Annotated in this window: 31 protein-coding genes, 3 tRNA genes and 1 pseudogene; 6 read left to right on the top strand and 29 right to left on the bottom strand. The window is 34.4% G+C overall.

Annotated features, from left to right (window positions below; translation table 11 throughout):
• Positions 1-62 precede the first annotated feature (62 nt).
• The 3 genes from dnaA to BM253_RS06925 are packed head-to-tail and all read left to right on the top strand — an operon-like array spanning position 63 to position 2,700.
• Positions 63-1,502 (top strand): chromosomal replication initiator protein DnaA, encoded by a 1,440-nt coding sequence (gene dnaA / locus BM253_RS06935; protein WP_091521318.1) that lies wholly within the window; start codon positions 63-65, stop codon positions 1,500-1,502.
• Positions 1,502-1,960 carry a low molecular weight protein-tyrosine-phosphatase gene (locus BM253_RS06930; protein WP_091521315.1) on the top strand — a complete coding sequence of 153 codons (459 nt, stop codon included), beginning with the start codon at positions 1,502-1,504 and terminating at the stop codon, positions 1,958-1,960. Before dnaA ends, BM253_RS06930 begins: the two co-directional genes overlap by 1 nt.
• A gap of 23 nt (positions 1,961-1,983) precedes the next feature.
• Entirely contained in the window at positions 1,984-2,700 is a 717-nt protein-coding gene (locus BM253_RS06925) for an SAM-dependent methyltransferase (RefSeq protein WP_091521515.1), read from the top strand.
• 18 nt (positions 2,701-2,718) lie between these two features.
• On the opposite strand, the gene BM253_RS06920 is transcribed toward BM253_RS06925, so the two are convergent.
• Both BM253_RS06920 and BM253_RS06915 read right to left on the bottom strand, forming a co-directional pair.
• The gene (locus tag BM253_RS06920) at positions 2,719-3,030 is read right to left on the bottom strand and encodes a DUF6787 family protein (RefSeq protein ID WP_091521312.1); all 312 of its coding nucleotides are present in this window, start codon (positions 3,028-3,030) and stop codon (positions 2,719-2,721) included.
• A gap of 35 nt (positions 3,031-3,065) precedes the next feature.
• A complete protein-coding gene (locus tag BM253_RS06915; RefSeq protein WP_091521512.1) occupies positions 3,066-3,470 on the bottom strand; it encodes a DUF6146 family protein in 405 nt (134 codons plus the stop codon).
• A gap of 55 nt (positions 3,471-3,525) precedes the next feature.
• Here BM253_RS06915 and prfB point away from each other — a divergent pair.
• Positions 3,526-4,624 (top strand): peptide chain release factor 2 gene (prfB, locus tag BM253_RS06910; protein ID WP_143095602.1). Its coding sequence is split into 2 segments (ribosomal slippage): positions 3,526-3,588 and positions 3,590-4,624, totalling 1,098 coding nucleotides; the frame shifts between segments, so codons are not numbered across the junction.
• 37 nt (positions 4,625-4,661) lie between these two features.
• On the opposite strand, the gene BM253_RS06905 is transcribed toward prfB, so the two are convergent.
• The 13 genes from BM253_RS06905 to ftsY all read right to left on the bottom strand — a co-directional run bounded on the left by BM253_RS06905 (position 4,662) and on the right by ftsY (position 11,731).
• Positions 4,662-5,330 (bottom strand): hypothetical protein, encoded by a 669-nt coding sequence (locus BM253_RS06905; protein ID WP_143095601.1) that lies wholly within the window; start codon positions 5,328-5,330, stop codon positions 4,662-4,664.
• 2 nt (positions 5,331-5,332) lie between these two features.
• Positions 5,333-5,842, bottom strand: a complete 510-nt coding sequence (locus BM253_RS06900; RefSeq protein WP_091521302.1) for a Riean_0653 family protein — start codon at positions 5,840-5,842, stop codon at positions 5,333-5,335.
• Positions 5,843-5,901: 59 nt separating this feature from the next.
• Positions 5,902-5,975: transfer RNA gene (locus BM253_RS06895), tRNA-Thr, on the bottom strand.
• Positions 5,976-6,020: 45 nt separating this feature from the next.
• Positions 6,021-6,094, bottom strand: a tRNA-Thr gene (locus BM253_RS06890).
• A 32-nt stretch (positions 6,095-6,126) separates the two neighbouring features.
• Positions 6,127-6,200 (bottom strand) — tRNA-Thr (locus BM253_RS06885).
• Between the two features lie 80 nt (positions 6,201-6,280).
• On the bottom strand, positions 6,281-6,547 hold the full coding sequence (locus BM253_RS06880; RefSeq protein WP_091521299.1) for a hypothetical protein: 267 nt from the start codon (positions 6,545-6,547) through the stop codon (positions 6,281-6,283).
• 10 nt (positions 6,548-6,557) lie between these two features.
• Positions 6,558-7,571 carry a type I phosphomannose isomerase catalytic subunit gene (locus tag BM253_RS06875; RefSeq protein WP_245758464.1) on the bottom strand — a complete coding sequence of 338 codons (1,014 nt, stop codon included), beginning with the start codon at positions 7,569-7,571 and terminating at the stop codon, positions 6,558-6,560.
• Positions 7,572-7,638: 67 nt separating this feature from the next.
• Positions 7,639-8,049, bottom strand: a complete 411-nt coding sequence (locus tag BM253_RS06870) for a 6-pyruvoyl trahydropterin synthase family protein (RefSeq protein WP_091521294.1) — start codon at positions 8,047-8,049, stop codon at positions 7,639-7,641.
• Positions 8,050-8,052: 3 nt separating this feature from the next.
• Complete coding sequence (gene idi / locus BM253_RS06865; protein ID WP_091521508.1) at positions 8,053-8,580, bottom strand: isopentenyl-diphosphate Delta-isomerase; 528 nt, start codon at positions 8,578-8,580, stop codon at positions 8,053-8,055.
• 90 nt (positions 8,581-8,670) lie between these two features.
• Complete coding sequence (locus tag BM253_RS06860) at positions 8,671-9,972, bottom strand: T9SS type A sorting domain-containing protein (protein WP_091521291.1); 1,302 nt, start codon at positions 9,970-9,972, stop codon at positions 8,671-8,673.
• A 73-nt stretch (positions 9,973-10,045) separates the two neighbouring features.
• Positions 10,046-10,363 carry a DciA family protein gene (locus tag BM253_RS06855; RefSeq protein WP_091521287.1) on the bottom strand — a complete coding sequence of 106 codons (318 nt, stop codon included), beginning with the start codon at positions 10,361-10,363 and terminating at the stop codon, positions 10,046-10,048.
• Entirely contained in the window at positions 10,356-10,778 is a 423-nt protein-coding gene (locus BM253_RS06850; protein WP_091521284.1) for a hypothetical protein, read from the bottom strand. The genes BM253_RS06855 and BM253_RS06850 overlap by 8 nt, the downstream gene beginning before the upstream one ends.
• Entirely contained in the window at positions 10,778-11,731 is a 954-nt protein-coding gene (ftsY, locus tag BM253_RS06845; RefSeq protein WP_091521280.1) for a signal recognition particle-docking protein FtsY, read from the bottom strand. The genes BM253_RS06850 and ftsY overlap by 1 nt, the downstream gene beginning before the upstream one ends.
• 339 nt (positions 11,732-12,070) lie before the next feature.
• Here ftsY and BM253_RS17680 point away from each other — a divergent pair.
• Positions 12,071-12,178 (top strand): annotated as a pseudogene (locus BM253_RS17680) (hypothetical protein); the annotation flags it as partial.
• A 91-nt stretch (positions 12,179-12,269) separates the two neighbouring features.
• Here BM253_RS17680 and BM253_RS06840 read toward each other — a convergent pair.
• The 7 genes from BM253_RS06840 to BM253_RS06810 form a co-directional block, all read right to left on the bottom strand.
• The gene (locus BM253_RS06840) at positions 12,270-13,076 is read right to left on the bottom strand and encodes a hypothetical protein (protein ID WP_091521277.1); all 807 of its coding nucleotides are present in this window, start codon (positions 13,074-13,076) and stop codon (positions 12,270-12,272) included.
• 133 nt (positions 13,077-13,209) lie between these two features.
• Positions 13,210-13,764, bottom strand: coding sequence for a hypothetical protein (locus tag BM253_RS06835; protein ID WP_091521273.1), 555 nt, complete (start codon positions 13,762-13,764; stop codon positions 13,210-13,212).
• Between the two features lies 1 nt (position 13,765).
• Positions 13,766-14,449 (bottom strand): hypothetical protein, encoded by a 684-nt coding sequence (locus tag BM253_RS06830; RefSeq protein ID WP_091521270.1) that lies wholly within the window; start codon positions 14,447-14,449, stop codon positions 13,766-13,768.
• Between the two features lie 45 nt (positions 14,450-14,494).
• Positions 14,495-15,043, bottom strand: a complete 549-nt coding sequence (locus BM253_RS06825) for a hypothetical protein (RefSeq protein ID WP_091521267.1) — start codon at positions 15,041-15,043, stop codon at positions 14,495-14,497.
• 10 nt (positions 15,044-15,053) lie between these two features.
• Positions 15,054-15,476 carry a DUF3592 domain-containing protein gene (locus tag BM253_RS06820; protein ID WP_177205744.1) on the bottom strand — a complete coding sequence of 141 codons (423 nt, stop codon included), beginning with the start codon at positions 15,474-15,476 and terminating at the stop codon, positions 15,054-15,056.
• Between the two features lie 14 nt (positions 15,477-15,490).
• Complete coding sequence (locus BM253_RS06815) at positions 15,491-16,765, bottom strand: TPM domain-containing protein (RefSeq protein WP_091521262.1); 1,275 nt, start codon at positions 16,763-16,765, stop codon at positions 15,491-15,493.
• A 43-nt stretch (positions 16,766-16,808) separates the two neighbouring features.
• Positions 16,809-17,132, bottom strand: a complete 324-nt coding sequence (locus tag BM253_RS06810; RefSeq protein WP_091521259.1) for a magnetosome magnetite crystal formation protein family — start codon at positions 17,130-17,132, stop codon at positions 16,809-16,811.
• 235 nt (positions 17,133-17,367) lie between these two features.
• On the opposite strand from BM253_RS06810, the gene BM253_RS06805 reads away from it, so the two are divergent.
• Entirely contained in the window at positions 17,368-19,170 is a 1,803-nt protein-coding gene (locus BM253_RS06805) for a hypothetical protein (protein ID WP_091521256.1), read from the top strand.
• Positions 19,171-19,401: 231 nt separating this feature from the next.
• Here BM253_RS06805 and BM253_RS06800 read toward each other — a convergent pair whose 3' ends face one another.
• The 7 genes from BM253_RS06800 to BM253_RS06770 are packed head-to-tail and all read right to left on the bottom strand — an operon-like array spanning position 19,402 to position 22,480.
• Entirely contained in the window at positions 19,402-19,554 is a 153-nt protein-coding gene (locus BM253_RS06800) for a DUF4295 domain-containing protein (protein ID WP_091521254.1), read from the bottom strand.
• Positions 19,555-19,565: 11 nt separating this feature from the next.
• Positions 19,566-19,754: a 50S ribosomal protein L33 gene (gene rpmG, locus BM253_RS06795; RefSeq protein ID WP_091521250.1), complete on the bottom strand. Its 189-nt coding sequence runs from the start codon at positions 19,752-19,754 to the stop codon at positions 19,566-19,568.
• 28 nt (positions 19,755-19,782) lie between these two features.
• A complete protein-coding gene (rpmB, locus tag BM253_RS06790; protein ID WP_091095089.1) occupies positions 19,783-20,019 on the bottom strand; it encodes a 50S ribosomal protein L28 in 237 nt (78 codons plus the stop codon).
• Positions 20,020-20,079: 60 nt separating this feature from the next.
• Positions 20,080-21,333 (bottom strand): CinA family nicotinamide mononucleotide deamidase-related protein, encoded by a 1,254-nt coding sequence (locus BM253_RS06785; protein WP_091521247.1) that lies wholly within the window; start codon positions 21,331-21,333, stop codon positions 20,080-20,082.
• A complete protein-coding gene (locus tag BM253_RS06780) occupies positions 21,333-21,944 on the bottom strand; it encodes a fumarylacetoacetate hydrolase family protein (protein WP_091521244.1) in 612 nt (203 codons plus the stop codon). Before BM253_RS06780 ends, BM253_RS06785 begins: the two co-directional genes overlap by 1 nt.
• A gap of 18 nt (positions 21,945-21,962) precedes the next feature.
• A complete protein-coding gene (locus BM253_RS06775) occupies positions 21,963-22,283 on the bottom strand; it encodes a type II toxin-antitoxin system RelE/ParE family toxin (RefSeq protein ID WP_091521240.1) in 321 nt (106 codons plus the stop codon).
• Positions 22,271-22,480 (bottom strand): hypothetical protein, encoded by a 210-nt coding sequence (locus BM253_RS06770; protein ID WP_091521236.1) that lies wholly within the window; start codon positions 22,478-22,480, stop codon positions 22,271-22,273. Before BM253_RS06770 ends, BM253_RS06775 begins: the two co-directional genes overlap by 13 nt.
• Positions 22,481-22,506: the final 26 nt, after the last annotated feature.

The raw sequence follows: 22,506 nt of genomic DNA, 5'->3' as shown, positions 1-22,506 counted from the left end.
GTAAATGTGTTTTATGTAACTCTCTAAAACACTATTAGTAAACACTATTATCTCTAATAAAAATGCTTGATTATACACAAGAAACCGCAATATCTGTTTGGAATCGTTGTCTGCAATTCATAAAAGACAACATTGGCGACCAGGCGTTCAAAACTTGGTTTGAACCAATTGAGGCTATTGAGTTAACTGAAAATGCTTTGTATATTCAAGTTCCTAGTAAATTCTTCTATGAATGGCTAGAAGAACATTATGTAAAGGTATTAAAATCTGCATTACAAAAGGAACTTGGTTCTAAAGCAAAGTTACTTTACAAAATTAAAATGGAGAATACTTCGGGAACAAAACAACCGTTTACCGAGCAATTACCTAGTACCCAGAGAGAACCTGTTAAAACCCAGGAATTAGATGTTCCTGTACAGACAAAAAATCCCGAATTAAAAAACCCGTTTGTAATTCCCGGAATTAGAAATGTTAAGATAGAATCGCAGTTAAATTCTAACTACAGTTTTGATAATTTTTTGGAAGGTGAATCGAACCGTTTGGCTCGTAGTGCCGGTATGGCAGTTGCCAACAAACCGGGCGGTACCGCTTTTAATCCGTTATTAATTTACGGTGGTGTTGGTTTGGGAAAAACGCATTTGGCTCATGCGATTGGTGTAGAGATTAAAGAGAAACATCCTGAAAAAACCGTATTATATATTTCGGCAGAAGTTTTTACGCAGCAATATGTTGATTCTGTTAGAAAACAAACCCGTAACGATTTTATTTATTTCTATCAGTTGATCGATGTTTTGATTGTTGATGATATTCAGTTTTTATCTGGAAAATCGGGTACACAAGATGTGTTTTTTCACATTTTCAACTATCTGCACCAAAACGGAAAACAGGTTATTTTAACTTCCGATAAAGCTCCGGTTGATATGCAGGATATCGAACAGCGTTTGTTATCTCGTTTCAAATGGGGACTTTCCGCTGAAATTATGCACCCCGATTTTGAAACCAGAGTAAATATTTTAAAGAATATTTTGTACCGCGATGGTGTTGAAATGAATAATGATGTGGTTGAATACGTTGCAAAACACGTAAAAACAAATGTCCGCGAGTTAGAAGGAGCTATTATTTCGTTAATTGCACAATCGTCTTTCAACAAAAAAGAAATCACGGTTGATCTGGCTAAAAACGTCATTGAAAAATTCGTTAAAAATATTCGTAAAGACATTTCTATAGATTACATTCAAAAAATAGTTTCCGATTATTTTGAGTTGGATATTGAAACGCTTTGTTCAAAATCGCGTAAACGAAACATTGTACAAGCACGCCAATTAGCTATGTTTTTTGCAAAGAAATACACCAAATCGTCGTTGGCAAATATTGGTTCGCAAATTGGCGACCGCGATCACGCTACGGTTTTACACGCTTGCAAAACCGTTGACAATTTATTGGAAACCGATAAAGAGTTTAAAGCACATTTCGAAGATATCAACAAAAAACTATCAATGTAATGGCGAAAATATTAATGGTTTGTTTGGGGAATATTTGCAGATCGCCGTTGGCAGAAGGCATTTTAAAGTCTAAATTAAAATCTGACGTGTTTTTTGTGGATTCTGCAGGTACAGGTGCTTGGCATTCTGGCGAATTACCCGATAAAAGATCTATTGCCGTTGCTAAAAAATATGGTATCGATTTAACCAATCAACGTGCACGTTTATTTTTGGTGGAAGATTTTGAAAAGTTTGATCATATTTATGTAATGGATCAAAGTAATTACAAAAATGTATGCCGTTTGGCACCAAATAGCGAAGCAATTAGCAAAGTACAATTAATTTTAAACGAAATTCATCCCGATAAAAACCTAGAAGTTCCCGACCCCTATTATGGTGGCGACAATGGTTTTGATGATGTTTATAATATGTTGAACGATGCTTGCGAAAAAATAAAAATAAAATTAGAAAACGCTTAATGGCGTTTTTTATATTTACAGATATGACAACATTAGGCACCTTATATTTAATACCGGTAATGTTAGGAGACGAAACTCCTGCTGCAGATGTTTTACCAGCAAGTGTAATGCGCGCTGTTTCGCTGATTGACACTTATGTAGTTGAAAACAGCAAAGTTGCCCGCAAGTTTATTAAAGCTATTGATCCAACTAAAATTCAGGCTAATTTAAATTTGTTTGAACTGAATAAACATACCGATGCTAAAGAATTAAAATCATTCATTCAACCTTTGTTAGAAGGCAAAAATATGGGTTTAATGAGCGATGCCGGTTGCCCGGGTGTTGCCGATCCAGGTGCTGTTATTGTTGCAATGGCTCATGAAAAAGGCATTAAAGTAGTTCCGCTTACTGGTCCGTCTTCTATCCTACTTTCATTGATGGGGTCAGGTATGAACGGACAATCGTTTACTTTTAATGGCTATCTTCCTATCGATAAATCAGAAAAAAAGACGATGTTGAAAAATCTGGAAAAATGGTCGTTTGAAAGAGATCAATCGCAACTTTTTATCGAAACTCCTTACAGAAACAATCAATTGATGGAAGAAATGGTTCAAACTTTAAATCCAAATACTTTGTTGTGCGTTGCCTGCGATTTAACCTTGCCAACCGAAATTATGCTGACAAAACCAATTAGTTTCTGGAAAAAACATAAAATAGATTTACACAAACGTCCGTGTATTTTTATTATTCATAAAAAATAAGCGAGACCCAACGTTTCGCTATTTTTTTATTCCATATAAAAAACCTAATCGCATACGAATCAACATCTTCTTTACAAAATTCCAAAAAAACGTATGTTGTAAAAATATCGTTCCAATAATAATCAGCAATACTTTGTAAACAGGCAAAATTAAAATTAACGACAATGGCCAGTAAATTAACGGATGCATACTTTCTTTTGTGATACCGATCAATTCTAAAACCGGACGTGTAATATACGCCGATGTACTGCCTGTGATAGCAAATACCACTAAAATTACGATAAACTGAAAATTAGATGTAATTCCCCACTTTTGTTTTAACGAAGCCATAATTCATTTTTTGTCGATGCAAATTTACGAATAATTTAATCTAATCGTAAATTATTAACTTGCTGAAAATAAAATAAATAGTGATAAAGCATGTAATTTACTTCGTATCCGTAATGGGTTTGCGAATTATAATCAATTGTATATTCAATAACACTGTTCATTCTACCGGCGTGCGCATTCCATTCCTGAACCCATCTTCGGTTTTTATTTTCTAAAAAAGTAATAGAATAATGATCTTTAGGTTTCCGGTTTGTGCTAAACCATCGTTCAAAACCATTATCCATGATAATCACTTCGTATTCCAAATCGGGATTCGATAGCGTTACTTTACCGTTTTCAATTTTAGTCGTTCCTTTATCAACAGCATCGGTTTTAGGTTGCACCACACAACTCATAAAACTCAACCCCATAATTCCTAAAAATAGATTCACTGTTTTCATTTTTTTATTCTTTAAGATAAGTGTACATTTGTTATCTAACAAAAATCATACAAAAATGGTTACTACAGATCAAATAAAGGGTCTTATTGATCGCCTTGGTGCGTTAAGGAGGTATCTTTGACATCGATCAGAAATTAATTGAGATACAAAACGAGGAAGAAAAAACGTTTGCTCCCGATTTTTGGAACAACGCCAAAGAAGCCGAAATTTTGGTTCGAAACATTCGATCTAAAAAGAAATGGGTAGAAGGTTACCAAAGTGCGCAAAGCAATGCCGAAGAACTGCAGGTTTTAATGGATTTTTTTGCTGAAGGAGATGCAACGGAAGAAGATGTTCAAAAACAATATGAAGCAACAGTGGAAATTGTTGAAGATTTAGAGTTTAGAAATATGCTTTCGGACGAAGGTGACAGCATGAGTGCCGTTTTACAAATTACTGCCGGTGCCGGCGGAACAGAAAGTTGCGATTGGGCTGCCATGTTAATGCGTATGTATTTAATGTGGGGCGAAAAAAACGGTTACAAAATCAAGGAATTAAACTTTCAGGAAGGCGACGTTGCCGGAATAAAAACGGTTACGTTAGAATTTGAAGGCGAATTTTCTTTCGGATATTTAAAAGGCGAAAACGGTGTGCATCGTTTGGTTCGAATTTCTCCGTTCGATAGCAATGCGAAGCGTCATACATCCTTTGCGTCGGTATATGTGTATCCGTTGGCAGATGACACTATTGAGATTGAAATAAATCCGTCTGATATTTCGTGGGAAACCATGCGGTCATCGGGTGCAGGCGGACAAAACGTAAATAAGGTGGAAACAGCCGTGCGTTTACGCCACCACCCTACCGGAATTATTATTGAAAACTCTGAAACTCGTTCGCAGCTCGACAACAAAACCAAAGCCATGCAGTTGCTTAAATCGCAATTGTACGAAATTGAGTTGAAGAAACGACAAGCAAAACGCGATGAAATTGAAGCCAACAAAATGAAAATTGAATGGGGATCGCAAATCAGGAATTACGTGATGCATCCTTACAAATTAGTAAAAGATGTTCGCACGCAATTTGAAACCAGCGATGTTGACAGTGTAATGAACGGCGGAATTGATCCGTTTCTTAAGGCTTATTTAATGATGATGGGGCAAAAAGAAGAAAATTAAATCCATAAAAAACTCCTAAATTTCTTTAGGAGTTTTTTTAACCAAAATTTGTAAATTGAGGTGAAATATATTCGTACTTAATAGCTTGTGACAACATTTTTGCCATTTCAATTATTGATTTTTTACTTGATTCATCAATTAAGTAATAAACAAATTCTTGATTATTATTCATGTTCATTGGATCATTTTCAGTAACAATATAACCATATTTATCAGCCTGGATTTGTAAAGCAGATATTTCTGATTCATTTTGCAGCTTAACAACAATAATATTTGTTTCCTTCATTATTGAATACTTATTTGATCCTTCAATTACTTTTCGTACATTATGCACTTCAGAAATATTTTGGATTTGACTGATGTATTCATTTAACTTTTCGCAAGATAAATTTCCTTCTTTAAAATATCCAAAAACAACTTTAGCAGTATAAGTTGAAAACATATCTGGATAAATAGCAGTAATTATTCCTTCTGAATTAAGTGGTAAATCAAATAAAGAAATCTCCTTTAACCTATTGCTTATAACATTATCAGAAACTCTATAATCAAATTCTATAGCTATTACATTATTTTTTATATCATTGACTAATTGTTGATCTTTTTGATAATAAGAAACAACTTGTTCGTTACAAGGATTGATTACATTATCATCTGAAGAGCAAGAAACAACACAAAGAATGGCAAAAATTGATAGTAGTTTTTTCATGTTTAAAATTTTAAATCGAACCATCCGTCACGAACAGCATATACGTTCCCTCTATCATCTGCACAATCATAACTAAATTTTGCCGCTATAATTCTGTTGGTATAATCAAGTTTTTCAATTTTAATAGTCCCTCCTATTTCATTGTTTGTAGAACAACTTACATAAGGAATGTTTGGTCCATAAAATTCATTAGATGCCTTAACATTAGAATTTAGATTTCCTTTTATTGAGTATGTTTTTCCTTCTTCAAAACCAGTAGAAGAAGAAAGCGACAAAGTAGAATATTCATTATTTTTTCCTAACTTAAAATAAATCCATGTGTTTGCTTTAGATACATTACACATAATTTCTTTAGCATCCTCGTCAGAATCAAATGAAGACATTCTTTTTCCGTTAAACGTATATTCAACGGAATTACTTCCATTCATTGTTAACGGCAATTGTTTTTGATCATCATCAGAAGAACAAGAAAGAATTACAAAAGATGTAATAAGAGCAATTATTTTTTTCATAAGTTTAATTTTGTAAAATATAAAAACTCCTAAAGAAATTTAGGAGTTTTTGTTTTATGAGCCTCTGGAGGGACTCGAACCCACGACCTGCTGATTACAAATCAGCTGCTCTAGCCAGCTGAGCTACAGAGGCAAAATGTTGTTGTAAATTCAGAAAAAAATCAAATTGAAAATTTTGAGCCTCTAGAGGGACTCGAACCCACGACCTGCTGATTACAAATCAGCTGCTCTAGCCAGCTGAGCTACAGAGGCAAAATAATATTTTCAATTTGATTAAGAACTTGAGCCTCTGGAGGGACTCGAACCCACGACCTGCTGATTACAAATCAGCTGCTCTAGCCAGCTGAGCTACAGAGGCGACTCATTTACGGTTGCAAATATACTGCTGTTTTTTAATTCTGCAAGTGCTTCCGTAACTTTTTTGTCGGTTTTTTTTAACTATAAAGCGTTAATTTTTTCAACCAATTGATTTGCAGTCCCTTCTAAATCTGTATAGATTGCTTTAAAGTGTGCTTTTTTATTTTCTGCTTTTTTATCGTTTACACGCTCTATTAAAGCATCAAATTGTGTAATTGCTTCATCGATAATTGCTTGCGATTCATCTGTTGGTTTTCCTGCTGTAGAAAGCTCCCAAATGTAAACTGCTTCAATAATATCACCCAATACAAAATTGATATCTTTTTTTAAAGTTCTAACGTTTGCCATAATTCAATAATTATAATTTATTAATAAATACTTCTAATAAGGTTGCATTGCCCTGTAAGGCAAAATTGTTTAATTGTGCCGGTACTAAAACGGTATCGCCTTGTTTTATTTCAAAACGTTCACCATTGGTTACCAATGCCGCATTTCCTTCTGTGCAAATATACACCAAAAAACAATCGTTGTTTTTAGTAATTTCATAAGAAGACGTTAAAGACACGATGTTGGTGGTAAAGAACGGACAATCGATCAAATTTACCGATTCATCATCAACTTTTACATACTCTATTTTAGGATCTTTTTTATTGTAATCAATCGCTTCTAAAGCTAAATCTACATGCAATTCGCGTTCGTTTCCTTGATCATCTACTCGATCCCAATCGTAAACTCGATACGTAATATCTGATGTTTGCTGGATTTCTGCCAATAAAATTCCGCCACCAATGGCATGGATTGTTCCGGTTTCAATAAAAAACACATCGCCTTTTTTTACATAATATTCCTGTAAAACACTTGGCAGGGTTTTATTCTTTAAATGATCTAAATATTCTTCGGGAGAACTGTCTTCTTTAAATCCTAAAATAATGCGGGCATTATTATCGGCCTGCATTACGTACCACATTTCGGTTTTTCCGAAAGAATTGTGTCGTTTTTTTGCCAATTCGTCGTTAGGATGCAGTTGAATAGACAAATCGGTTTTTGCATCTAAAAACTTAAATAATAAAGGAAACTGCTTACCGTATTTTTGATAAACTTTTGCTCCTAATATTTCGTTTGGATACAAATCAATCAATTCTGCTAACGATTTTTCTTTATAAATACCGTTAGTTACAATATTTATATCGGTATCAATCATAGAAATTTCCCAGCTTTCGCCAATGTTGTCATTAGAAAGTTCTTTTCCTAACGACTGTAATTTGTTACCGCCCCAAATTCGCTCTTTTAAAATAGGTTGAAATTGAATTGGATAACTTTTGAAAGCGGTGGTGTTAGACTGATTATTTATATGTTGTTTAATTGAATTCAATTTTAATGCGTTCGCTTAAATTAAGTTGGCAAGGTACAAATTTTATTAAAATATTTTTCTAAAATTATCATAAACCACAATACTTAACGAAATTTCGAGGGGTTTCGTACAGGGTTATTTCCAAATCTAATTTTAAGGGAAGACGTTTACGCAATTTATGCCAGATAACGTATGCAATATGTTCAGCCGTTGGATTTAAGTCTTGAAATTCGGGCACATCTAAATTCAGATTTTTATGATCGAAAGGCACTTCTACTTCTTCGTAAATAATATCGCTTAAATCTTTAATATCAATCACATAACCTGTTTCCGGGTTTACCGTTCCGGTAACATCTACAATTAATTCGTAGTTGTGCCCGTGAAAATTAGGATTATTGCATTTACCAAAAATTTTTTGGTTTTTCTCATCAGACCAATCTTTGCGATACAAACGATGCGCTGCGTTAAAATGTGCTTTTCTACAAACAGTAACTCTCATAAACTAAATTTTCTGTGCTTCGATGTGATGATAAAACTTATCGAAAATAATTTTAAACCATTCGGTATAAACTTCCGGATGCTGCTGCATATCCTGCTTTATTGCTTCAATACTCATCCATTTCCAGCTTTCAACTTCTTCTTTATTGATTGCAGGATCTTCATTAAAATAACCTACCATTACATGATCAAATTCATGTTCGGTTAAACCATTATCAAACGGAGCCTTGTAAATAAACGAAAACAGTTCTTTTAATTCAACCGAAAACCCCATTTCTTCAAACAAGCGTCGTTTACCTGCATTGATATTACTTTCGCCGTTACGCTGATGACTGCAACACGTATTGGTCCACAACAAAGGCGAATGGTATTTGTCCGCAGCACGCTGTTGCAACATGATCTCGTTTTTATCGTTTAAAATAAAAACCGAAAAAGCCCGGTGTAACAAAGCTTCTTCATGTGCCTGTAATTTGGGCATTAAACCAATAGGCTCGTCTTTTTCGTTAACTAAAATTACTTGTTCTTCGGTTATCATATCGTATTAAGCAAATATCAAATTTACCACAATTAATACAAATAAAAAACACCCTTCTTTCAAAGGGTGCTTTTCTTGAGGTTTTTGTTATTTTACAATAATTCTGTTTGTTGTTATTTCACCGTTATAGGTTGATACAATTAAGTAAACTCCGGCTGTTGAAAATTTGGTTTCAAACACATGATTGTTAATGTTGTTCACTTCTTGTTTGTTGATCAATCGACCTTCAACCGTGAAAACGTGAATGTTTAAATTAGTCGGTTTTCCAAAATTGTACGATACATTAACTGTTTCGTTGATGTTTGCAGGGTTTGGATACGCATTCACTTTTGAATTTGAAACAATTTCAGGTTTTGAATTTTCTTTTGCTTTCGTTGTATATCCTATAGAAAAAGTATCAAATCCGTTTCCGTCTGCATCAAACATAACATTTTCAAAAACTAATTGGTTTCCTTCTACTTTCCCTTGAACTTTTAATACGTTGGAATTATCAAATGCAGTTGCACTTTGATTGATTAACAACTCATACGTTCCGGTTGATTTTAACGATCCTAAATTAAAACGCAACGTAGTTAAGTTAGAAGCCGTATTTGTTTGAACCAACCAAGACGAATCTAAAATTTCATAATCGTCTGATTTTACAAATGATGTATTTTCATTGTTTGTTCCAATAAACAAATATTCGTTGTTGTTAAAACCGTTTGTACTAATTTCGATACGCTTATCAACAGAATTAACGGTTTCGGTTTTGTTCAAACCAAAATAATCGCTTTTTCCAACTCCTGTAATGTTTGTGTTATACTGTGTATTTAAGTTGCGGTTCCAAATGTGCTTTCCGTTCGCATCAACATAATTTGCAGGATTTATTAACGAAATTCCGTATTTTACCGATAAATATGTTTGAATTTGCTGATGATCTAATTCTGTGAATTTTTCATTTACATAAATTACTTCGTACACATCGGTTAAATCATTAGGTTGATCTATAACAGTCACATAATTTTTATCTCCGGTTGCGCCAGGATATTCAAAACCATATTTTACAATAGCTCCGGTTTTTCTTTTCTGATCAACTGTAGCGGCATCATGATAATTAATATTATGCGTAGTTACCGCATGTTGTGCACATGTAAATGTAAAATTCAATAAATCTTTTTCAACAATATCTTCCGACTTAAAGACCATGTAAAAGTTTGAACTACCTTCACCGATATTTGTTGTTAATGATTGATTTGTACCGTGATTTAACGAGGCATTTTTATTAAATACCTGTTTTGTACTTTGCGTTTTATTAGGTTTTGCCCAGAAGGTTGCTTTATTTTCAAAGGTTTGAGCAAAAGTTGTTAAAGATGTAAATAAAACTGCTGCTAAAAGTATTTTTCTTTTCATAATGATTTGTATTTTAATCGAATATACAAATTAAAATGAAACGCAAATAAAAAAACTCATAGAAAATATGAGTTTATCTTAAAATTATTTTTTTAATGATTTCTTTGCCTAAATCTTCATTTATCATGGCAATGATTTTATCTAAACCGTAACTTAATTCTTCTCGGAGTACGTTAGACGACAATGCAACAAACAGCGTGTCTTTTCTTAATTCTACCTGTTGTGTGTAAGCGGCAATTCCCGGACCTAAAAGCTTTATCCAGGCTTCGCGAACATTTAGCTTATCAATTCCTTTTTCTAAATTATAGCCCGAAATCATTTTCCCCAAAACATCTTGAATCGATGATTCTTCGTGCAAGCGTTTGTAAGGATTAAATTTTTTATTATTCATTTACTACAATTGGCGTAAACCTTTTATATGTGTATTTTATATCGTTTTGGTTGATAATTACCAATTCGTCTTTTGTAAGTTTATCAACCTTTTCTGTCCATTTGGCGTAATCTGTAGAATATTTCAGATACGTTGCATTGGCAGAATCTAAAACCGTGAATTGTTCTTTGATACCGTTTGATGCATTTTTCCCATCGAACTGTGGAACAACTTTGGTTCGAGTTCCCTTTAAATCGTTCAATTCAAAAAAATCTACATTGTTGTTTGATTGAAACTCTTTGGTATCTCCGTCAGCAGTTTTTACTTCGTTGATTTCCCAATATCCGTTTAAATTCTTTAATTCTTCGGCAGAAATTGGTTTTGAACAAGAAACCGCTAACAAACTAAAAGCAAATAAGCCTAAAATATTTTTCATTATTTAAAGAATGAATCTACGAATTCGTATTTATTAAAAACCTGTAAATCTTCGATCCCTTCTCCTACTCCAATGTATTTAACCGGAATTTGAAACTGATCTGAAATACCGATTACAACCCCGCCTTTTGCCGTACCATCTAACTTTGTAACTGCTAAAGATGAAACTTCGGTTGCTGCGGTAAACTGTTTAGCCTGCTCAAATGCGTTTTGCCCGGTAGATCCGTCTAAAACCAACATAACATCGTGCGGTGCATCGCCAATAACCTTTTGCATTACGCGTTTTACCTTGGTTAACTCGTTCATTAAACCTACTTTGTTGTGCAAACGTCCGGCGGTATCAATAATCACCACATCAGCATTTTGAGCAACTGCAGATTCTAAGGTATCAAAAGCAACCGAAGCCGGATCTGATCCCATTTGCTGCTTTACGATTGGCACCTGAACGCGATCTGCCCAAATTTGTAACTGATCGATAGCTGCTGCACGAAACGTATCTGCCGCACCTAAAACCACGTTATGACCTGCCTTTTTAAACTGATATGCCAGCTTACCAATAGTTGTTGTTTTACCAACACCATTTACACCAACAACCATGATTACGTAAGGTTTTTTATCTTTTGGGACTTCGAATTCTGTAGCTTCGCCCGATTTTGTTTCTGAAAGTAATCCTGAAATTTCTTCACGCAAAATTTTGTTCAGCTCCTCGGTTCCCAAATATTTATCTTCGGCTACACGTTTTTCGATACGACCGATAATCTTTAAAGTGGTATTCACACCTACGTCTGAGGTGATTAGGATATCTTCCAGATTATCTAAAACATCGTCATCTACTTTTGATTTTCCGGCAACTGCTTTTGAAAGTTTATCAAAAAAAGATGTTTTTGACTTTTCAAGCCCTTTATCAAGTGTTTCTTTCTTTTCTGATGAAAATAAACGCTTAAAAAAACTCATATTCTACAATTTTTAAGTAACAAATATACTGATATTAATCTTAGGATTTCTGATAAATATCATTCCCTTTAAAATAAATTTTCAGTAAAAATACATCAAAGATTAATAACAGGTAAAACGATTGTAAATAAGGGCTTTACAATCGTTTTTTGATTTTTTGGTAATGTGATAAAAAGCAGAAAAAAGCGAGTTTATGCAAAAGTAAGCTTACTAAAACGTTACTTTCAAGCATTATAAACAACCTATTTAAAATACTGTAATTCAGCTTTCTGCATAGTTTTTCATATTGTCCAGTAGCTCACATAGGTTTAATTTTATCATTAAGAATTGTGAGTATGGAAACGACAAAAAAAATCAACGTTTAAGGTTCTTTTCTACCTTAAAAAGAACGCCCCAAAAAAGAACGATAAAGTTTCGATTATGTGCAGGATTACCGTAAATGGTAAATGGAACACGAAGTAAGTATAAAACACTATTAAGACATCTTCTATCTTACAGACCATTAGATTATTGCCTTTGTGTTAAAGCAGAATTTCAACTATTCATAAAAATAAATACTTGTAAAAATATCTCCACCGGATGTAATAAACCTTCGTTTGGTGATATAACCATCGTCCGATTTCTCAATCTCGATATGCTCACCGTTCGGCAAAGGAGACACCTCCATCGCACTTATAACTTTGGGCGAGAAGAAATATCCAGTCAAATAAGACAGCGAATAGTTGAACGTAGGATCTATCAATGCCATGAACAAATCCAACTTATGTTGCTGAGTAAGTCCGTTTTTTAAATCTGATGCGTAATGATAGTTGTAAGAGGTATTGTTTCGCTTATACTTCGAAAAAGTACCTTTTTCAATATCAGGATCTTCTATCACATAATTTGTATTAGATCCAATGGTAAACGAAAGTTGCTGATTATTGTAGGTGATGTTCTGTATATAATCATTCCCGGTTGTACCTGTTTTCTGAACTTGTACCGGAATTCCGTTTTCGTTGTATATCATTTTAAAATCTTCGTATTGATTAGGTCTATCTGGTCTTTTAATTCTTCTTAAAACTTCGGGAACATTACTATTGCCAATATACGAAAACTTGAACGTTACATAACTGTTTACAGCGGCTAGTCGACCCTGCTCGTCATACTCATAATAAAAAGTGGCTGTATCGTAATCATAGTCTGCTCTATTTGACGAAATAGAAAAATGCGTCAATCTTTTCGTTATTCCATCTGTTTCTGCATTGTCATCATCATCTTTAGTACAAGCTGTAAATATACAAATGGCAAATATTACCAGATATGACAGCATTGCAAAATGCTTAGCTTTTTTATAAAACTTTTTCATCTGTTTATTTTTTTTATTTTAATGCTCATTTCATAAACTTTAAATTTCTAAACAGCTTCTTCAAAGGCTGATTTTAAAAAGAAAAATCGTTACGGATGCTTACTGTTTAATTTATTTTTTTGCTTTTTGAATACTACCAAAATGAGGCCGTTGGCAAGGCATAAAAAGCTGTGTCTTTTTCTTTTTGCCAAGGTGCCTGATGAAATTGCCAGCACTTTTCTACCTTGTCAAAACTTTTCCCTAAATTTATTTCTCCCCACTGATAACCAGCCTTGTATTCTTTTCCATTGCTGATTATGGTTCCGAATATGGTAGGATAAGAAAAACCCGATACACCATTGGTATATTGAATGGCTTTTTCAAACTTCAACGTTGTTCCTGCTGGAAACCTGGTTATTTCTACTAAATCGCCAATCGCTTTTTGTTCTTCTACATATTGCCATTTCGGATGCAGGCTATCCAACAAAACATAAGGGTAATCCCTGTTATGGTTCATTTCCATCTTATCCTTAAACAGAATCGCTTCCTTGTTAAGGATTACCGTTTTACCTACCCATTCTTTGAACGGCTCATACTTGGTGATACTTGTTGATTTGGTCTTTACCGTTGCGAAAATGATCAATACCAAAAGCCCGATGCCACCGATAACGACTAATGCAATGATACCCATTATTTTTTTTGTAGACATGTTACTTCTTTTCTGTGAGATATATTTCCATCTTACCGTCTGTAGCTTTCATGTTGATCATATAACCTGCTTGTTCGGTAATCTTCACAGGTGTGCCTTCTGTTTCAAAATCTGTGCTGTTCAATTCTTCTTTTGGCTTATGCGTTTTGCTAATTCCAGTCGATTTTGCCATGTAATAAATATCTCCTTCAACCTTTACCACTTTAAACCAACCAAAACCGATTTCCGACGCAATGCGTTCCCCTGCTTCTTTGAATGCTTCATACCTACCAAGATAAATATCCCCAACCACAGGAGCTTGTTCCATAGCTACATATTCTGCTGATTTAGGTACTGGGGGCTTCATTTCCTGATAAACGATCAATCCCATCGTGGCGATCATTATTGCTACGAAGATCCATCCTACAATGGTCAGCTTAAAGATAAATGGAGGCTGAGGTGCTTCCGCCACTTTTTGTCTTGCAAATGCTTTCATTTCGGGTGTCCAATAGCGGTTGGCTATCTTTTTTTGCGTTTCATCGTCCCAGAATTCACCATAGGCCTTTTTGGAATAAACGGTAAATAGTGCCGTTCTCGACTGCGTACGGTAGATACCCAGTACCATTGGTTTAGACGGATTTTTAGGATTATGCAGTCCATCAGTACGGTGGACTGCCTGTTCTATTTTATTGATTGCAAAAAACATATTTCTTCTTTTTTATGGTTGAACTTAGGGTTTGAGTATTGATCATCAATCTTTAAACTGGTTGTTGAAATCTGCTACAGCTTGTTCTATCCTTCGGTCTGCTTCCTCAATGATCACCGAAGCTATTTCACCTGGAGTGATATATTCCTTTAACAATGCTTTTTGATCGGCAAATTCCAGATAAGCCATCACTTCATGATGACCCCAGCAAAAGTCATAGACAAATGCGACACCTCGCTGTGTGCTTTCCTGATAGGATGCAAGGCTTTTCAACAGAGAAAGCATCGGTAAGATTTCGTTGTAGTTCTCGCTGAAGAAAACAGCGATGAATATCCATTCTTGCGACGCACTGTCGTAAAATTCTTTCGCACCAAAATCTCTGTCTTGGAGTAGTTCATCAAATACATTCCGGTTCGTTGCCGTGCTGTATGCTGGCAACTGTTCTAAACTTTGTTTGCCATACATCTTACGGCTGTCCCACCATCTCTGCCAGTCATCGTCAAGCAACTGTGATACCGGTTTGTCAAGGAAAAATTGATTTAACTTTTCCTCTGTGATTTCGATGTTTATATAAAGTGAACTGTATTCTGACATAATGTTTTGTTTAAATAATTCCCCATTTGAATAAAAAATAGCCTGTACCTATAAGCAGCATAGGCAAACTGAATGCAAACAAAATATTACTACCAAGATAAACGCCCCAAAAAGATACGATGCGTACATTTTGACTGTTCTTCTTACTATATACAATGGGTACCTTTTCACCAATATCATAAGCTGGTGGATTGGAACGCAAATTGGGAGTGTAGGTATTTTTCTCTGATTTTACATCATATTCCAACAAAGGTGCATACATTATGCTCGTACCTGCGTCACTTTGCGATGATATAGCGATATTATCGATTACCGTAGCCTGGGTTTTGATACCATTAGCTACAAATTTACACGAGGAAATAAAAAGCTGTATACCTAATACCAGTAAAACAAAACCTACAAGCACCAGAATCCCGTGTATCATATCTGCCATCTTCATCCTTTTTATTATTCTAAAATTTCAAATATAAGTGTGCATCCCTCTACAGAAATAAGATCGTGACCTTCTTTTTCATCCAAGGGTACGAGATAAAGTTTCCGTTCGGTCTTATTGAAATGGTAGCGATAATAATACCGGTCTTCCATTTTAAAAATTGCAAATGAAGGATGTTGTCCATCATCCATCTTGACGGACAACAATCTTTTGTTTTCGTTGATCTCAAAAGTGCCTTTCTTTTCTCCGTTTATAAAAAAATCGTTTTTAATAAATGCTATGCTTTCATTACGATCAACGTTCTTATATATACGATCCATTGGATGGAATTCCTGTTTAAGTTTCCATCGGTAAACAGTGAACTCTTTAGGATTGGAACTTGCTGAATGCTGAGTCATTTCATCCTCTATCTGATAGAGCAAAGGCCATACATCCTGAGATATCAATTGATCTCCCGGTTCAAGCCAATACACCCGATGGGCTTGCATATTCTTTTTTAGAAATGTCTGCTCAGGCACATGCTCATCAAAACAGATAAACTGATAATATTTACCATCACTGTTCCGGATAGTCATTTCATAGTAATCGGTTTCCAAAAAATCTTTCAAGATAAAAGCATGTTTCCTTGCTGGACCGAGAAATACATCAAGTGATGTGAAATTGTATGAGGGATTATCGCTATCGAGATTTCGGAAAGTCTCTGGTGTACCGTTTTCCAGTACAAATGTCCTGATTTTTTGAAACAGCGTCGGCTTAAAGATTGACGATGCGTCCGTATAGTTGTATTGTTGCATTTCCTTTTCTACATGACTGAGAATGGCATTTAAGCCGTTCCAGGTGCCTTCAAAATAGTTGTCGTCCTTAAATTTCGGTATAAAATATTCGTCAATGATTTTTTTTGTGGCTTCATCGCTCATGAGTTTCTCTATGCCGTAGCCGTTTTCGATACGCATTAGACGGAGTTGTTTGGAAATCGCGATAACTATCCCATTGTTTTTCCCATATTCCCCTTGGGCATATCCTGTCAAATTATCAAATACATATTGATCAAAATGCGCTTTATCGGTATGGTGTTCATCAATAGTGACGATGGCTATTTCGGCAATTCCTTTTTCCCAGATGTCATTTACGATACTATCTAATTGTTGTATCTCTTCATCGGTAAAAATCCTCTCATAATCAATGACACGTTCTTTTTTGACAACAAACTGCTGCTTGTTAGGATGGGTCTGTCCAAACACCAACGCTGACAAAAAACAACACAATATTATATAGAGTAGATAACGCATTTAATATTTTTTAAAGTTGTTATGATACTTTTCCAAACGGCTATTACATGATAAAATTAAACTTATCTTCAAAAAATTTACCTATTACCGGCACGGGCTTTTTAACCTCGTTGGCCGCTGTTATTATACCTAATACCATTAATATCAGAAAAACAAAACCAACAATGGTTAGGACAAATGTAAATGATGGCACGATGGTTAATAGCACTCCAGCACAAAGATTAAAAACAACAGCAGTAATGAATAGCCCCAAACCTTGTTTTAAATGATATTTGCTGAGGTCGTTTCTTTGGTCTTTTCCTACAAAAAAAGCAATAAGCCACAAAATGCCAAGGTAACTTAAAATAGATTGTACTTTCGGTGTCATAATTTTTCAATTTTATCTTAAACAAAAATCGGAAGAATCTTAAGAATGGAAGTTCTAATTAGCCTAACAAACCATCTACATCTTTTTAAAATGTATATACAAAGTATCTACACGTGTTTTAATTACCTTATCTTCAATTGATTGCGAATAAAATTATCATCAAGTTTAACGGTATCTGATTCGGATTTCGTTCGTTTTTTTTATTACTTTGTAGGAGTATGTATATAGAAATTGTATGAGGTTTAAATATGTTTTTTGTTTAATAGTTGCTTTTCTAGCATGTGTGGAGCTTAGTGCCCAGCACATTCATTCCGATACGCAAAAAATTCTGGATGAACTGGATCAGCTTCAATTACAAAACCAGCAAAAAGAAGCTATTAAGATTTTAGATGCCGGCATTAAATCCACTACTTCGCCTGCTGATTTGGCCTACCTCTATGCTTATCAAAGCAGTATATATACTTCGATGGACAGCCTTTTACTTTCTAAAAAACTCGTTGATTTAAGTTTTGAATATGCAGAGAAATCGAAGAAAAAGACATCTTTAGCGGTGGCGTACAGAGCTAAAGCCTTCCTGAACAATGCCCTTAATCTGCCGGATGCTGTTGTAAAAGATGCCCTTTATGGCCTAAAACAGGTAGAAAATAATGAGGACGACCTTTCCACAAAATACCACCTAAACTATTTGCTGTACGGAGCTTACAGCAAATGGGACGATAGCGAAAAGATGGAGCATTATATACATCAGGCTCGTTACTGTGCTGTCAAAGCAAACAACATCAATTTACAAACGAATGTAAACAATGGTATTTCAAGTATGTATCTGGCAAGATACAAAAAAAGTAAAGAACGAAATCTTTTGGACAGCAGTTACCATTATCTGAATAAGTCTTTTAATTTATTGCAAAAGCAGCCGGATAAATTGAGCGTTAACACGTATGTGATTACATGTATTAATCTGGCAAATTATTATTTAGAGCACTCAGCTGAAGCATTGAGAGTTAGAGAGCAGAAAGCATTTGAATATCTTAAACTTGCAGAACAAAAGCTGGATAATAACGAAGCTTTTGCCGATAAATGGGGTAATGTATTTGGTATCAAAAGTGGATTTGCAAAGCAAAAAGAAGATTGGGGACTTGCCGAGCAATATCTTTTACAAGGACTTAGTAGACTAATGAGTTCCAGCGGAAATCATTTTAGGTTAGAGTATGCCATTAATCGGGATTTAGCAGATATTGCCTTTAAAAAACAAGATTATAAATCGGCATTGACGTATCAGCAACGAGCAGAAGATTTATTAAAAAAATCGTTCAACGAACAGCAACTTTTCAATGCACAGAAATTAGAGGTGCAGTATGAAACCGAAAAAAAAGATCGTGAACTTGAACTTTTAACCGAACGTGAAAATTTCAGGAAACGACAAAATTACCTCTACGGAGGAATTGCAATTGCGCTGTTATTCGCGCTTCTGTTTATGTTCGTATCTTATCACTTCCGCCTACGATATTCCGTAGAGCGTGAAAAAAAATTGGCCCAGGAAAAAGAAGATCAGGCACAGCAGGCTGCCATGCAGCTTAAATTGGAAAAAGAAGAACAAGCGAGGTTGAAGGCTGAGCAGGAAATACTGGATTTAAGACGGCAGCAATTGGAAAAGGAAGCCTTGGCAAATTCTCTGATCATTGATAGAAAAAATGATACGCTTAAACAGATTCAGGATAAAATAGATAATGGCGAAGCCAAACATATACAGAAACTGATTAAGGAAGAAATGCTTTTGCAGACGGATTATGAAGATATCAAAATGCAAATACAGAAACTACATCCCGATTTCTTTAACCGTTTGAATGAAAAAGCAATTCAGAAACTAACCCCACTTGATCTGAAATACTGCACTTATCTCTACCTGAAAATGAGCACCAAACAGATTGCACAGGCGCTGCATGTAGAACCACAAAGTGTCCGTATGTTCAAATACCGCCTAAAACAGAAGTTTGGATTAGGGAAAGAGGATGATTTTGAGGATTTTTTGGAGAGGTAGGCTTCTGTTAATTACTTTTTTTTAACAACTTGATGCGATTTGTCGCTATTAAAACAATTAAGCGAGAAAGTTGGGAAGGTTATTCACAAGATTTATCAGAAAAATTCAAAAGTAATAATCCAATAACGATAGCTAAAATCTCATTGACAAAATGATTTGTTAACGACTAAGGAGATAAAAAAAGCTACCTAATAATTTAGATAGCTTTTAATTTTTTAATTTGATGAATGATTATTTTTTTGCTAAAAATTCATCAACTAACTCAGGAGCCATAACTGACTCAACGAATGTGTAAGCGCCTGTTTTTGGAGACTTAACCATTTTAATAGCTTTGGTTAATTTCTTTGAAGCTCCTTGTAATGTTGCTACGGTTTTCTTTGCCATGACTAACTAAATTATTTAATTTCTTTATGAACTGTTACTTTCTTTAAGATAGGATTGAATTTTTTGATTTCCATTCTATCTGGAGTATTTTTCTTGTTTTTTGTAGTAATGTAACGTGAAGTACCTGGTAATCCAGTTGCTTTATGCTCAGTACATTCTAAAATTACTTGAATTCTATTTCCTTTTGCTTTCTTTGCCATTGTGATAAAATTTTAATGGTGAACTGAATTACTTTAATAATCCGTTTGCTTTAGCTTCTTTCAAAACTGCTGCAATACCTTTTTTGTTAATTGTTTTTAATGCAGATGTAGATACTTTTAAAGTTACCCATCTGTCTTCTTCAGCGATGTAAAAACGCTTCTTAACTAAGTTTACAGAAAACTTTCTCTTAGTTTTGTTCATAGCGTGTGATACGTTGTTTCCAACCATCGCGCGCTTTCCTGTAATTTGACAAACTCTTGACATTATTTCTTACTTTTAAAATCAGTGTGCAAAATAACAACTTAAATTTTATTTAAACAAATGTTATTGCTTATTTTTTAAATATTTATACAGAATTAACCATGTTTTTTCTACAGCTGCTTGTATTACCTTATTTCGTGGCTGTCCAAAATTAAAAGTAAACGATTCTACTTGATCACCATAAGCTAATACCATACAAACAGTTCCTATTTCGGCATCGCCATCGCCTTTTAAAGGACCTGCATTTCCGGTAGTTGAGATAGCTAAATCAGCTTGATAAATTCTTTTTGCTCCAATAGCCATTTCACGTGCCACTTCTTCGCTTACCACACTAAATGTATCAATTGTTTGTTGCTGAACACCTAAAATATTCACTTTAGATTCGGTTGCGTACGTTATTGCACTTCCTTTAAAATAGCCCGAAGAACCTTCTACCGACGTTAATTTTTGAGCGATGCTTCCTCCCGTACAACTTTCAGCAGTTGCAATTGTTAAGCCGCTTTGTTTCAACAGAAGAACAACTTCGTTAAACAACGAATCAGCATTTGTTATTCCGATAAAAAACTCGGGGATTAACAATTGTAATTCTCTAATCTTTTGAAGAATTTCTGCTTCGATTGCATCAACAGAACTTCCCGTTTTGCTTAAACGCAAACGCACCAAACCAAATTGAGGTAAATATGCTAAATGGATATTTAAAGGCTGTAAGCTATCTTCCCATTGCTCTATTTTTTCTGCTAATAGACTTTCGCCTATTCCAACAGTTAAAACAGTTTTATGAACGATGGCTTCTAACTTAAACTGTTCTTTTATATAAGGAAGTAATTTTTCGGTAACCAGATATTTCATTTCGTAAGGCACGCCCGGTAACGATACAAAAGTTGTTTGTTCTTTTACCATTAACATTCCCGGAGCCGTACCAACATCGTTAAACAAAATAGTACATTTAGATGGAAGATACGCCTGCTGACGGTTCATTTCGGTAATTGGTCGGTTGTAATAACCTTCAATCAGCTTTTTTACGTGAAGAAAAACCTCATCGTTAAAAATCAGCTCGTCGTTAAAATAATTCACCAGCGTTTTTTTGGTAACATCATCTTTTGTAGGACCTAAACCTCCGGTAAGAACAACCAGATCAACCTTGTTTTGATAACGAATCATTGTGTCGATAATAGCTTCAATGGTATCCGAAATCGCAACTTTTTCAACAACCGTACAACCAATTGCTTCTAATTCCTGACCTATAAAAACACTGTTGGTATCGATCACTTGACCAATTAAAAGCTCGTCACCTATTGTTACAATTACCGCTTTCATTATAAAACTTTAAAGCCAAACATTTTTTTATCTTCCAAGAAACCTTCCAACACATCGCCACTGTTCACTTTTGATACGCCGCTTGGTGTTCCCGTAAAAATAATATCGCCAATTTTCAATGTAAAAAACTGTGATATGTACGAAATTAATTCATCAATTTGCCACAACATATCCTGTGTGTTCCCGTTTTGAACAACCTCATCGTTTTTTATTAATTGAAAAGATATATTCTGAAGATTTTCAAACTGATTTTTATCAACAAAATCGCCAATAATCGTTGCGCCATCGAATCCTTTCGCAATTTCCCAAGGTAAGCCTTTTTCTTTTAGTTTAGATTGAACGTCGCGCGCGGTAAAATCGACACCCAACCCAATTTGATTGTAATATTTATGAGCGAATTTTGGACTGATGCTTTTACCAACCTTGCATATTTTCACCAAAACTTCTACTTCGTGATGTACATCGTTCGAAAAATCGGGAATAACAAACGGAAACGTTTTTAGTAAAACCGATGTATCAGGCTTCATAAAAAGCACCGGTTCTGTCGGTTTTTGGTTAGAAAGTTCATTGATATGATCAATATAATTTCTGCCTACGCAAATAATTTTCATTTACTTTTTAAAGTTTTATTATTTATTTTTTGATGGATTCTGTCGTGTGTCGAAAATTCTAACTACATAAATTGCTCTTTTACCTTTTCGATATGTAATTTTATAATGACTTGTTACAAGCTTTCGATATTCATATTTTAGGTGTATGAATTCTTCATCTATAACACCAATTTCTGTAAAATCTATGGTTGAGTTTTCTAATATCTCTAACTCTTTAAAAATATCATTAATAATTTCTTTTGATTTAGAAATACTGTAAAGGTTATCATTAAATACTCTAATCTTTTGTAAATCTTTTAAAGACCGAGATGTTAATTCAACTCTTATTACGGATTCCATTTTTTCATTATTTCTTTAGCTTCTTCTAAAGTATAAGTTTGTCCGTTTTTAATATCCTTCTCGCCTTCTGCAATCATTTTATCTTTATTTTTTTGCAACATATACGCCTTTGCCATTTCATAAAACATTCTTAAGAATTGGTCATCGGCATTCTCTATATAATTATGCAGTTCTTTTTTTAATTCAATAGTACTCATAATTTCTTTTTTATTTATAAAGATAC

Origin of the sequence: Paenimyroides ummariense (genome assembly GCF_900115115.1) — a bacterium.
GTDB lineage: Bacteria > Bacteroidota > Bacteroidia > Flavobacteriales > Flavobacteriaceae > Flavobacterium > Flavobacterium ummariense.
Note: the sequence above shows the minus strand (reverse complement) of the source record. Positions and strands in the feature narration are given on the sequence as shown.